Genomic DNA, 12852 nt, shown 5'->3' on the forward strand with positions numbered 1-12852 from the left:
CATCATCTTGACAGGCTTTTGGAAGTAGTGCATTCTTTACTCAATAGTTGAAAAACTTTATGATGAGAAAACGAACGAAGATCAGTAATTAGTATCTGCTTGAACAGAGAACGATGTCCATCGGCTGCAAGACATTGTGCAAGAAAAGACTAATGAACCTACTTCGTCTATCGTCCTAGCTAAACTAGGCGCAGTCTCTAGCGTTATGAGGAAAGTGGAATGTCGCACGATATTCAATGTAGGTGGTACCGCGGAAAGCAACTCTTTTCGTCCTAATTTTTTAGGATGAAAAGGGTTTTTTATTTTTGACAATTGGAGGTAGTGTGGTGGAAAAAAAGAGAATTGTCGTCAAGATTGGGAGTAGCTCTTTAACAAATGCAAAAGGCGAAATCGATAAAGTTCGTTTAATGGATCATGTTCAGGCAATCGCGGAGTTGAAAAAACAAGGACATGATGTATTACTTGTGTCATCAGGTGCAGTAGCAGCAGGTTTTAAACAGCTTGGCTACCCGGCTCGTCCTGTTACGGTAAAGGGCAAACAGGCAGCAGCAGCTGTAGGGCAAAGCTTACTTATTCAATCGTATAGTGCATTATTTAGTATTTATGATATATTGCCTGCTCAGATTTTACTGACGCGCACTGATTTTTCTAAAAAAGAATGCTATAAAAATGCCTATGCTACTTTCGAGGAATTGCTTGAGCGCTCGATGCTACCTATCATTAATGAAAATGATACCGTTTCTATAAGTGAGCTAACCTTTGGCGACAATGATATGCTGTCTGCCCTTGTTAGTGGACTTGTTCATGCAGATCAACTCATCATATTAACAGATATTAATGGCTTATATAACGCCAACCCTAGCAAAAACCCTCAGGCAGAGCGAATTGATTATTTAACGTCCATCACGGACGACTTGTTAGACTTTGCAGACAGCACAGGGTCAAAGGTTGGAACAGGCGGCATGGCATCGAAGCTACTGGCTGCCCGTACAGCTTTACAGGCTGGAGTTAAAGTTTTTATCGGAACAGGTTATGGCGCTCAAAAGCTTGTTGATATTTTAGCAGGGCGTGGTGATGGAACTTATGTCGGACATGATGACCTAGCCGTGTTAAAGAATCATAAACAGTGGATTGCACTCGCGGAAATATCTGGTAAAATTTTTATAGATAGAGGTGCTGAACAAGCACTAATGGTCAATGGCAAAAGCTTGTTACCTGCTGGTGTTTTTCAGGTTGAAGGTGATTTTAACAATGGTGATGTAGTTGAAGTGTATTGTGAACAAGGTTTACTAGGACGTGGTGAGGTGCTGTATTCATCACAAGAACTTTTGTCCGCTATGGGCAAACGGACAAATACATTATCGAAATGCCCGATTGAGGTCATTCACAGGGATAAATGGCTGAAAATTCAAACTAAATAAGGAGGTCTGAACATGGTAAGTGAAATTCAAGAAAAGGGAAAATGTGCCAAAGCCGCTAGCTATATGTTAAATATTAAAACTACATGTGAGAAAAATGAAGCGCTGACTAAAATTGCTGAACAGCTATTGATGGACCAACAAGACATCTTAGAAGAAAATGCAAAAGACCTTATCAATGGAGAGCAACAGGGGATGCCCTCTTCTACATTAGATCGCATCATGCTCAATGAAGAACGCATAGTAGCGATGGCTGATGCCATTCATTTACTTGTCTCTCTCAAGGACCCAGTTGGCACAGTTATCGAACGTATAGATAAAGGTAATGGCCTACACATCGAAAAGCGCATGGTCCCACTTGGTGTCATTGGAATGATCTATGAGGCAAGACCAAATGTTACGGTTGATGCCGCGACACTTGCCCTAAAAACAGGAAATGCCGTCATTTTACGAGGGAGCTCATCTGCTAAGTTTTCAAATAATGCTCTCGTAGCAAGTATTCATCGTGCATTGGCGAAGACGTCTCTACCAACAGAAGCTGTCCAATTAATCGAGGATACGAGCCGTGAGACCGCTAAAGAATTATTTCATTTAAACGAGTACTTGGATGTATTAATACCTCGAGGCGGCAAGGCTCTTATTGACTTGGTCGTCCGAGAGGCTTCTGTCCCTGTATTAGAAACAGGTGCAGGCAATTGTCATATATATGTGGACCAAATGGCGGATTACATAAAAGCAGAAAAAATTTGTTTAAATGCCAAAACACAGCGTCCTTCTGTTTGTAATGCTGCGGAAAGCTTACTAATTCACCCTGTATGGTTTAAAACATATGGCACGGAACTTTTATCATCGCTCCATAAAGCAGGTGTTACTATTATTGGTGATGAGCGAGTATGCGAGGCATTTTCTGGAGCGCTCCCAGCTACTGAGGAAGACTATGCGACTGAGTTCCTTGATTTAAAAATAAGCGTTAAATTAGTTGAAAATGTTTACGAGGCCATTGAGCATATTCATCATTATGGGACAAATCATTCTGAAGCTATTATAACGGAAGATCTATTGGTGGCGGAAACGTTTTTAACTAATGTTGATGCGGCTGCAGTTTATCATAACGCCTCGACCCGCTTCACGGATGGTTTTGAATTTGGCTATGGCGCAGAAATTGGTATTAGTACACAAAAGCTACATGCGCGGGGCCCCATGGGATTACCTGCTCTCACCTCTACAAAATATTTTATATATGGCAATGGGCAAATTCGCGAATAATGTCATGCTATAGCAAAAAGTATGCTGATAGGGATTATCCCCTTTCCTTTTCGCATTTACTAAAAAACAGAAAGAAGGTTTTGTATGAACATTTCAGCCATCATTAAACTAACCGTATCAATGGCACTTTTTGGCTCCATCGGCTTTTTTACTGTTCATACTGGAGTTCCTGCAACAGAGCTTGTCTTTGTTAGATGTATTTGTGCAACCCTCTTTCTAGGAGGATTGTGGCTCATCACTGGTGGACATAAAACAGAAAAATGGGAGAAGAAAGAAGTAATTCAAACTATTATTTGTGGCGTTTTCTTAGTACTAAATTGGGTATTTTTATTTAAAGCCTTTGAGGAAATGTCTATTTCGATTGCCATTTCTATTTATAATTTAGCCCCTATCTTTGTCTTAATTTTAGGCGCTATCTTTTTAAAAGAAAAAATGACCATCCAAGCACTTGTGGCAACTATTACTTGTTTTATCGGTAGTATTTTTATCATGGGTCTTCAAAACTTTGTATCTTTCTCTGAATTTATGCAATCAGGATTTGTTTGGGCTTTATTGTCAGCGGTGTTTTATGCTCTTACCATGCTGACAAGCAAGACCATTACAAAGCTTAGCTCCTATGCCTTAACGTATATTCAAACAACAGTTGGCATTTTGATTCTACTGCCCTTCATCGATTTCTCACTCTTTGAAGGTTTAACTACAACCAATTGGTTCTATATACTAGGCACAGGATTTATTCATACTGGATTTGTATATTATTTATTTTTCGATAGTATTCGCAGTCTTACTACTATTCTAGTTTCCGTTTTAGTATTCGTCGACCCTGTAGTGGCCATTTTACTCGATATGCTGCTGCTTGATTTTATGCCGAACTTTATGCAAACATTGGGCATTTTATTCATCTTCGGCGGGATTTTCTACACGATCTATACCCCGAAGAAAAAACGGCTACCACAGGAGGTATCCTAATGGGCAAACTCTTTACAATTGGTGAATTGCTAATAGATTTTACACCAACACAGCAGCATGGTGACCTAGTACAAGTCGAGCATTTCACGAAACATGCTGGTGGAGCCCCTGCAAATGTCGCAGCAGTATGTGCCAAGCTTGGTCAACAGGCAGCCCTCCTAACACAAATAGGTCAGGATGCGTTTGGTGATTTTCTGAAGAAGACTTTGCAGCAGGCAGGTGTGGACACACAATATATTCGACAAACTACTGAGGGAGAAACTAGCCTTGCTTTTGTAGCACTCTCTGAAACGGGCGAGCGAGATTTTCAATTTTATCGACGCCATGCTGCAGATTTATTGTACAAACAAGAGTATCTCCCATCACAACTATTAACTAACAAAGATATCATTCATTTTTGTTCAGTTAATCTTGTTGACAGTCCAATGAAATCAGCCCATTTAGCTTTTATCGAGCAGGCACATCAAGCAGGCAGCATCGTTTCCTTTGATCCGAATGTTCGATTGCCTTTATGGCAGGATGAGACGGCTTGTCGAGAAACGATTCTAGCTTTTTTACCAAAAGCCCATATTGTAAAGCTTTCGAATGAAGAACTGTTATTTTTAACAGCCATCGAGGAAGAATTTTCGGCTGTGCACACATTATTTCAGGGGCATCTGGAGACCATTATCATTACTCATGGAGCAGAAGGCGCAACATTATATACAAAGAAATGTCAACGTAAGGTCCATGCTGAGAATGTACAAGCAGTTGATACGACTGGTGCTGGGGACGCTTTTATTGGGGCGATATTAAGTCAATTCCTTCAACATCAATTATCTGCCGATCATTTGGTAGCCTATTGTGAACAGTATGCGATATCCCTGCTTTCTTTTGCCAATCGCTATGCAGGAATCACGACAATGAAGCACGGGGCGATTCCCTCCTATCCTGAACTACCGTTAGAATGAATCTAAAATAATTTGAAACCTTTTATTCTTATTTTCCGTATGTACTGGTGAGAAATCAATGGGAGGAGGACCTGCATGGAATCGATTACAAAAAAACGAGCTGCTGCTTTTTTAATGGATACTGCTATTTCAACGGCTGTCACATTAGGCGTGGAGTATTTTCTACGGAAGAAAGTGAAAAATGAGGTGGTTCATGCACTCGTTACACCGACAGTCATGTTATGGGCATTAGAGTACGCACAGCTTCGTAAAGGTGGACAAACCATTGGCTATAAAGCTACGGGACTAGTACTGGAAAATGCAGATGGTCATGAATTATCAGACTGTCAAATTTTAAAACGTATGGCTTATCGGGATACAATCAGTTCATTTGACTATTTAAAAAATCGCCAGGCATTTGAGCAACAGCATGGACAATGCCTTCCTCATGATAGCTTTGCCGGTACGGTTGTGAAAGAGAAATAAACGAATTGCTAAAATTAGTTGTAGATTTGCAACCCCATGACGTACGGAGCTTTATGGATCATTGAAACACATATCCAAAATTCATAACACTAATATACCTCCTCCCAAGGTCAACAGGAGGAGGTATTATTGTATGACAAAGTATTGATGTATCTGAATCCGTTATCGTTATTTGATTGAACATCATACTCACTTCAATAAAGTGTAGGTGGAAATTCTATCTGTTTTTCAATCCCTAGCACATCTACCAGTATTTCTTCATTAAAATATGGGGAATGCCACAATCCATAAACTCTTCCCCTTCACGCTTATAGCCTAATTTTTCATAAAAACCCTCTGCATATGATTGTGCATTTAATTTAGCTTTTGTGAGGCCATTGTCTCGGGCAATTTGCTCTAAGCCAATAATAATTTCTTTGCCAAGTCCAAATTTACGGAACTCTTCTACTATACAAATGCGCTCCAGTTTACCATAGCCCTCGACTACACGCAGTCTACCCGTTCCCACTGGCTGCTCCTTATAGTACACAAGAATATGATCACATGGTGCTTGCAGTGAATCAAATTCATCAAACTCTTCTACCTCTGGTACTTGTTGCTCTTCAATAAAAACTTTTCGTCTAAAATCAAATGCTAATTGTAAGTCTGCATCAGTTGTTACTTTTTTTATGCTCATGAATACTCCTCCTCGTTTCACTACCATCATCCTCTTCTCCAGGTGCAATTTTCACCCAAAGATGATACTATTAGTATAGAACGATTTTTATTGCAAATACAATAAAAATCTCAGGAGGATCGAAAATGAAAGAAATCTTACGTGAAATAGGTGCTATCGCACGGGCTTTAGACTCGATTAGTAATATAGAATTTAAGGAATTGGATTTAACGAAGGGGCAATATTTATATGTTATCCGAATTTGCGAAAATCCTGGCATTATTCAAGAAAAGGTGGCAGAGCTATTGAAGGTGGATCGCACAACTGCTTCTAGGGCCATCCAAAAATTAGAAACAAAAGGCTTTATTGAAAAACGTAGTGATCAAGGAAATAAAAAAAACAAATTACTTTTTCCAACCAATAGAAGCTTAGACATCTATCCATTTTTAAAGCGGGAAGGCGAGTATTCTAATAAACGAGCACTTGATGGTTTTTCTAGCGATGAAGTCGACAGCATCCACCATTTACTCAAGCGAGTTCTACAAAACATTGAAATTGATTGGGAATCTGTAAAAAAAGGGCAGAAGCGACACTATTAAAGGCGATTCCTGAATTCCCCTGCTCTGGAATCGCCTCGTATTAGACATGGGCGGCAAATACTCTTTTTAAAACAGCTACCATAAATTCAAGATCTTCATCGGTACAGCAAAGCGGTGGACTTAACGTAATGATAGTATTGGAGCCCTCCACTGTACCGCCATTTTTCCCAACAATTAAGCCATTCGCTTTACACTCAGCAATGATGCTTGCCACCCTTTCTTCCTTTGCAGGTCTTTGTGAGGCTTTATCTTCAACAAGCTCTATACCAACGAGCAACCCTAGCCCTTGAATATCTCCAACAAAGGGTAACTCTAATAAGTCTTGTAGGTCATGGAGTAGTTGAATTCCTAAATCTTTTGCACGCTGTACAAGTCCCTCTTCTTCAATGATCTTAATATTTTCTAATGCCACAGCACAGGCTGCCGGGTTACCACCGAACATATTCATATGTCGACAATGACTATAGCCGTCGATCTCTTTAAATTTATCATAAATATCTTTTCTTACTGCTGTAATTGATAGTGGTAAATAGGCGCTAGTAAGTCCTTTAGCCATTGTAATAACATCTGGACGAATACCGAAATGTTGATGGCCAAACAGCTTACCCGTTCGCCCGAAACCACAAATAACTTCATCGATAATAAGTAACACCCCGTACTTTCTACAAATGCGCTCTACTTCTTGAACATATGTTTGTTGTGGAATGAAGACACCCCCACCTGTTATGAATGGCTCCATAATAACAGCGGCAATCGTTTCATTTTGCTCCCCAATAATTTTTTCTTCGATGTCACGCGCTCTTGCTAAATTATATACTTCCATTGATTGACCTTTAGGACGACGATAAGGATCGGGTGGGGCAACGTGCAGGAAGCCTGGTGTTAATGGTTCATATTTATATTTACGTAATGCCTGGCCTGTAGCGGCTAATGCTCCAAGCGAGCTAGCATGATAGGCTCGATAACTAGCAATCATTTTATAGCGTGTCCCTTCCCCGTTTTGTTGATGGAATTGTCGTATTAACTTGAACGCTATTTCATTTGCATCACAACCACTATTCGAATAAAACATCATATAGTCGTCCTCTAGTAAGCTGTTGATTTTTTCAGCTAATCTAATAGCAGGCTCATGGCTCTGTGTTAAAGGGGCATAGCATAGTTTTTTTAATTGCTCGTAAGCGACCTTAGCAAGTCGCTCACGTCCATAACCCACATTGACTGCCCATAAGCCTGACATGCCATCTAAAAATCGATTGCCTAAACTGTCTTTTATCCATGCTCCTTCCCCTTGTTCAATAATGACTGGAGTATGCTCGTTATAAATGGACATATGGTGCCAAATGTTTTCACGATCTTTGTGCTGTAAGGTATGGGTGAACTGATCACTTCGTTCCTTTTCCATCTCATGACCTCCAATCGTGTATCCTAGATGTATTTTTTGCCTTTCGTCAATTTTTACTATATACACTCATTCGTGTTGAAATTTTCTGACTTCTCAAACATAATAAAAATTAGACATTGTACATTCGAAGGGCAGGTGCTAAATTATGTCCAAACATCCTCTACTCGTACGTGATGTCCTTAAGCGCAAACATTTTGAATCAGCGAAGCTTATAGCAGGACACCATGGCCTTGAACGACAAGTTCTGTGGACACATATTTTAGAAATTAAAGATTTTGATACGTTAATTAATGGTGGTGAACTCATTTTAACTACTGGGGTCGGTTTACAGTTAGAGCGTGAAACGCAAATTGCTTACTTACAAAACCTTATTCGAAACGAAGCTGCAGGGCTTTGTATTGAAATTGGAGACTATTTTGATCATGTCCCTGTGGAGCTGATTGCCATGGCGAATGCGCATCATTTTCCAATCATTGTCTTTGAAGAAATAGTTCGCTTTATCGATATTACACAAGATTTACATACGTACATAATTAACCAACACCAACAGGCACTTACACAGCTCGATACCATTTCTAAAACATTTATGGAATTATCGTTAATGCCCAATGGGATTTTAAAAATCTTACAAGTCCTTCATCAAGATACCGAGGCATTATTTTTATTTGTCTCCGAAGATACAAAAAGCTTTTATTATCCAGTCGAAGCTAAAAAACACTTACGTATGATGGAAGAACATTGTCAGCAGTTAGAACTACAAGAGCCCTTACATCTTTTATCAATTGACAAGGACCATTTTGTCATTATCCCAGTAAATGGTCTTGGACAAGTTTGGGGCTATCTATGTATGCATTCTGAACTGCCGAAACCGAGTGATTACACCTTATTAAACTTAGAACGTGCTACGATGTCCATTGCCCAAATTTTAATGAGAAATCGCATGCTTCAGGAACGTCAGCAAAGCCGTGAGGATGAGTTCATTCTTGCATTAATTCAAGGCCAGCCTGTGGATGTCCCATACTACCAAAGCTATTTACCGATTGAAAGTCGGAATTTATTTTACCGTGTCGTCGTGTTCAATCTACATGACGAAACCAAAGCAGTGCCAGAGGAAGAGTGGCAGGAAATACAATTACAAAATGCCATGTATGTTCGCTCCATCTTAAAGAAGCTAGGATTCTTCCCTACCGTTTCAGTACGACAGCATGAGATTATTATTTTAGCCTTCTATATAGCTGCAGATTATATGAAGGATAATCGAGATTCCTTCAATCAAGCCATATCACAAATTGTTGCTAGAAAGGCATCTCAATTTTTTGAACAGCTTACCCTTACCTGTGGGATAAGCAATGTTTATCAAACAATAGAAAGTGTCCATCTTGGCTATAAGGAGGCTAAATCGTCTATCCAAATGCAGCATCATCAATTGACTAGCTCCATTTATTATAAGGATTTAGGCGTTTTCCGGTTATTATTACAGCAAGAGCAAACCACCCTATTACAATTTGTGAAAGATTACTTGCTAGAATTATTATTACTGGATCAAAAAAACGGCCATGATTTGTTCCAAACATTAGCTGTTTATTTAGCTTGCAATGGAGCTAAAAATGATACGGCAGAGCAATTATTTATCGTCCGTCAAACGCTCTATAAACGCATTGAACGACTAGAAAGTATATTCGGTGCTGATTTTTTACAAGCGCCACATCGACTAAACATTGAAATTGCCGTCAAGACCTATGAACTTTTGCAGAAAACAGCACCTGATTTATTACGATTTTGAACGTGGGTCCATAAAATCACGTAAAGCGTTACTAAGCATATATAAGCCAAGAACAAGAATCGTGATGGCTCCTCCAGGCGCATACGTATACCAAGGGGCACCGATTAAATAAGCCTGTGAATCTTTTAACATTCTGCCCCAGCTAGGGTTTGGTGGCTGAACACCAAGCCCTAAATAGCTTAGTGCTGCCTCTGCTAACATTGCAGTAGCAAATGTGACAGTCGCAGCGACAATAATTTGCGACGATATATTAGGTAAAATATGACGAAACATAATGCTATGAGGCTTGACACCAATTAATTTGGCTGCCAATACATACTCTGAATCACGTTGTTGGACAAATCCGCTCCGTGCAATTCTAGCAATAGCAGGGATGGCGATAATGCCTAAGGCTACGGCCGTATTGACAATCCCAGGGCCAAATACCGCTACTAGCATCAATGCTAATATAATGCCAGGAAACGCCATTAAAGCGTCCATTGTTCGCATAAATAGTTCATCAACCCAGCCACCAACATAGCCTGCAATTCCTCCTATGGTAATACCAAACAATGTCCCAATTCCTACAGTTAGTAGCCCAACGGCGAAAGCTGTTTGTGTCCCCTTCATAATCCGGCTAAAAATATCACGCCCGAATTCATCTGTCCCAAAAAGATAAGCACCATCTGGTCCACGCAATTTCTCAGGTATGTTCATGGCGTTGACATCATGTGGTGTATAAAAAAAGCTGACCAGCATGACGAGCAAAAAGCCGACAATGACGAGGAGACCAATGGATAAATTCAGTTTTTTAGTATAACGTTGTAGCTGTTTCATTGTATCCACCTCTTAATGTAATCGGATTCTAGGATCTAATACAGAATATAAAATATCGACAATAAAATTTATCATGACCACAGCGACCGTAATATACATAACGATCCCCTGTACAAGTGGAAAATCACGGTTACTAATAGCCGTTATGAGAAGCTGTCCAATACCAGGCAAAGAAAATACTTGCTCCACAATAATCGTCCCCGCTACAACTTCCGCCATAATTAGGCCAAATACGGTTAAAATCGGAATCATTGAATTTTTCAATACATGCTTATACATGACATTTTGTTCAGACATTCCCTTACTACGAATTGTCCGTACATAGTCGAGCTGAACCTGCTCTAAAATAGCGGTACGCACATAGCGGAAGTTCACAGCAATTTGTGGTATCGCAATGGTTAAGGCTGGGAGAAGGAGCGTACTAAGCGCCCCAGCAACACTTTGTGTCCATGGTATATAACCACTAATTTTAAAGAAGCTAAACTGTAAGCCAACGTAAAGAATAAGCATCATTCCTAGCCAAAAGGATGGTACAGCCATCCCAATTTGTGTCACAGTAGATAACGACACATCACTTATTTTATTTTGTCTTCTTGCCGCAAACATCCCTAAAGGTAAGGAAATGACTAAAACAATGAGTAGGGTAATCCCTGCCAACGACATAGTGACAGGAAGTCGATCAAATAATAAATCTTTTACAGGCATTGAAAAACGAATGGAATCACCTAGCTGACCTGTCAATAAGCCCTTCATCCAATCCACATATTGTTCATAAAGAGGACGATCTAAGCCGAGTTCAGATCGTAAATTTTCAATTTGTGTGGGATCCGCTTCTGTCCCCAGCATTGTTCGAACCGGATCTCCAGGTAATATTTGAAAAACACCAAATGTAATAATGGATACAAGCAGGATGGTTGTTATTAACAGGATGATTCGACGTATAATATACATCATGGGCACTCATCCTCTCCTAGTTTGAAAATTGAACCTCTGACATATCATGGAACCAGAATGGATAGCTCTTCAGCCCCGTCACTTGTTTGTCAGAACCCCAAACAATTTGGTAATCAGCAATATAAACCGCAGTAGCCTGCTCAGCTAAAATTTCCTGTGCTCGATGGTAGTACTCAATTTGTTTGGTTTGATCTGTTTCCTTTAGCACATCAGTCATAATTTTGTCATACTCGTCATTTTTAAATAGGAAGAAGTTTTCACTATCATTTGTAGAAATATAATCATTTAAAACCTCGTAGGCTGATGCACGACCTGTTAAATCAATCGTTGTCATTTGATAGTCACGACCAAAATAAACACGGTCTAGCCAAATTCCCCACTCCACCACCTCAATTTCCACATCAACACCAATTTCTTGTAAATTCGCAACTGCAATTTGAGCTATATTCGAATACATATCATTGTGTGAAGATACCGTAATTTTTGTTTTGAAGCCATCCGGATAACCAGCCTCTGCCAATAACGCCTTTGCTTTTTCTATATCGCGTTCATACATGCTTTCTAAGCCCTTTTTTTGGAAATCGCCCATCGCTGGACTCATATTTGAACCAAGTGGGACAGCATAGCCCGCAAATACCGAATCAATAATATCGGATTTACTAATCGCGTAGTTCATAGCCTGTCTCACTTTTACGTTATCGAATGGAGCCTTTGTTTCATTAAATGTAATGATTAAGGATGAGTTATTATTTTGATGCGTTAAATGGTAGCTCCCTTCAACCTCACTCACACGATGCCATGGCACACTTGTTAAATCAACCTCATTTGCCATCAAGCTCATAATCGCTGCTTGATCATCCGATTGGAAGGTAAACGTAACTTTATTCAAATAAGGTAAGCCTTCCTGCCAGTAGTTCTCATTTTTCTTAAGTTCTAAATTTGTCCCTGGCGCGTATTTCACAAAGGCAAAAGGACCTGTTCCGATTGGATTCTCATTATGCTTCCCATCATTACTTTTAGGAATAATTGCTGATTGTCTTGCCGTTAATGAATACAGGAAGTTAGAATTAGGATTCTTTAACTTAATCACAAATGTGCTGGCATCTGGTGCCTCAGTTGATGCCACGTTATCAAAGTTATTGGACATTTTTTCACCACCGTTTTTCCCCATTAAACGGTCAAATGAATATTGAATATCTTCTATCGTTAAATCATCACCATTATGGAATTTCACTCCTTGGCGAATCTTAAATGTATATGTTAAACCGTCCTCTGAAACCTCATAGCTCTCTGCAAGTCCTTCTTTTAAAGAACCATTTGTTTCTGGTGCCATTAATCCTTCAAATAAATTCATAATCATTTGATATGAAATGGATGCGGTTGCCTTATGTGGATCTAAAAAATCCGGATCATCATTTACACGTACTACAATTTCCTGCGGTACATCTGCTGTAGTTTGGCCATCAGAACTATTAGAGCTCGTCGATACTTTCACTCCATCACTTGAACATGCACTTATAATGAATGCCATCACGAACATGAAGAGTATTACCCCACTATTTTTCAAATTCATTG

At 39.6% G+C, this 12852-nt stretch carries 12 protein-coding genes; 7 read left to right on the plus strand and 5 right to left on the minus strand.

Translation table 11 applies throughout. The features are described 5' to 3' along the window. Nucleotides 1–326 precede the first annotated feature (326 nt). The 5 genes from proB to ACOZBY_RS13730 all read left to right on the plus strand — a co-directional run bounded on the left by proB (nucleotide 327) and on the right by ACOZBY_RS13730 (nucleotide 5068). Nucleotides 327–1421, plus strand: a complete 1095-nt coding sequence (gene proB, locus ACOZBY_RS13710; RefSeq protein ID WP_031419564.1) for a glutamate 5-kinase — start codon at nucleotides 327–329, stop codon at nucleotides 1419–1421. Between the two features lie 12 nt (nucleotides 1422–1433). Beyond that, nucleotides 1434–2684: a glutamate-5-semialdehyde dehydrogenase gene (locus tag ACOZBY_RS13715; protein WP_012293884.1), complete on the plus strand. Its 1251-nt coding sequence runs from the start codon at nucleotides 1434–1436 to the stop codon at nucleotides 2682–2684. Between the two features lie 84 nt (nucleotides 2685–2768). Next, nucleotides 2769–3653 carry a DMT family transporter gene (locus tag ACOZBY_RS13720; protein ID WP_036215533.1) on the plus strand — a complete coding sequence of 295 codons (885 nt, stop codon included), beginning with the start codon at nucleotides 2769–2771 and terminating at the stop codon, nucleotides 3651–3653. After that, nucleotides 3653–4603 carry a carbohydrate kinase family protein gene (locus ACOZBY_RS13725; RefSeq protein ID WP_031419560.1) on the plus strand — a complete coding sequence of 317 codons (951 nt, stop codon included), beginning with the start codon at nucleotides 3653–3655 and terminating at the stop codon, nucleotides 4601–4603. The genes ACOZBY_RS13720 and ACOZBY_RS13725 overlap by 1 nt, the downstream gene beginning before the upstream one ends. A gap of 75 nt (nucleotides 4604–4678) precedes the next feature. Next, the gene (locus tag ACOZBY_RS13730; RefSeq protein WP_012293881.1) at nucleotides 4679–5068 is read left to right on the plus strand and encodes an RDD family protein; all 390 of its coding nucleotides are present in this window, start codon (nucleotides 4679–4681) and stop codon (nucleotides 5066–5068) included. Between the two features lie 244 nt (nucleotides 5069–5312). On the opposite strand, the gene ACOZBY_RS13735 is transcribed toward ACOZBY_RS13730, so the two are convergent. Next, nucleotides 5313–5744, minus strand: coding sequence for a GNAT family N-acetyltransferase (locus ACOZBY_RS13735; RefSeq protein ID WP_031419559.1), 432 nt, complete (start codon nucleotides 5742–5744; stop codon nucleotides 5313–5315). A gap of 125 nt (nucleotides 5745–5869) precedes the next feature. On the opposite strand from ACOZBY_RS13735, the gene ACOZBY_RS13740 reads away from it, so the two are divergent. Beyond that, on the plus strand, nucleotides 5870–6322 hold the full coding sequence (locus tag ACOZBY_RS13740) for a MarR family winged helix-turn-helix transcriptional regulator (RefSeq protein ID WP_012293879.1): 453 nt from the start codon (nucleotides 5870–5872) through the stop codon (nucleotides 6320–6322). Nucleotides 6323–6362: 40 nt separating this feature from the next. Here ACOZBY_RS13740 and ACOZBY_RS13745 read toward each other — a convergent pair whose 3' ends face one another. Further along, nucleotides 6363–7724 carry an aspartate aminotransferase family protein gene (locus ACOZBY_RS13745; protein WP_099805975.1) on the minus strand — a complete coding sequence of 454 codons (1362 nt, stop codon included), beginning with the start codon at nucleotides 7722–7724 and terminating at the stop codon, nucleotides 6363–6365. Nucleotides 7725–7869: 145 nt separating this feature from the next. Here ACOZBY_RS13745 and ACOZBY_RS13750 point away from each other — a divergent pair, with 145 nt between their 5' ends. Then, nucleotides 7870–9507 (plus strand): PucR family transcriptional regulator, encoded by a 1638-nt coding sequence (locus ACOZBY_RS13750; RefSeq protein ID WP_422762481.1) that lies wholly within the window; start codon nucleotides 7870–7872, stop codon nucleotides 9505–9507. Here the strand turns inward: ACOZBY_RS13750 and ACOZBY_RS13755 are convergent. Genes ACOZBY_RS13755 through ACOZBY_RS13765 form a run of 3 tightly spaced genes read right to left on the minus strand, consistent with a single transcriptional unit; the run spans nucleotide 9496 to nucleotide 12850 of the window. After that, nucleotides 9496–10323 (minus strand): ABC transporter permease, encoded by an 828-nt coding sequence (locus ACOZBY_RS13755; protein ID WP_036167890.1) that lies wholly within the window; start codon nucleotides 10321–10323, stop codon nucleotides 9496–9498. The genes ACOZBY_RS13750 and ACOZBY_RS13755 overlap by 12 nt on opposite strands. 12 nt (nucleotides 10324–10335) lie before the next feature. Next, a complete protein-coding gene (locus ACOZBY_RS13760; RefSeq protein ID WP_422762482.1) occupies nucleotides 10336–11277 on the minus strand; it encodes an ABC transporter permease in 942 nt (313 codons plus the stop codon). Between the two features lie 16 nt (nucleotides 11278–11293). Next, nucleotides 11294–12850, minus strand: a complete 1557-nt coding sequence (locus ACOZBY_RS13765; protein ID WP_198694828.1) for an ABC transporter substrate-binding protein — start codon at nucleotides 12848–12850, stop codon at nucleotides 11294–11296. Between the last annotated feature and the right edge of the window lie 2 nt (nucleotides 12851–12852).

Source organism: Lysinibacillus sp. NPDC056220, assembly GCF_049315265.1.
Taxonomy (GTDB): domain Bacteria; phylum Bacillota; class Bacilli; order Bacillales_A; family Planococcaceae; genus Lysinibacillus; species Lysinibacillus pinottii.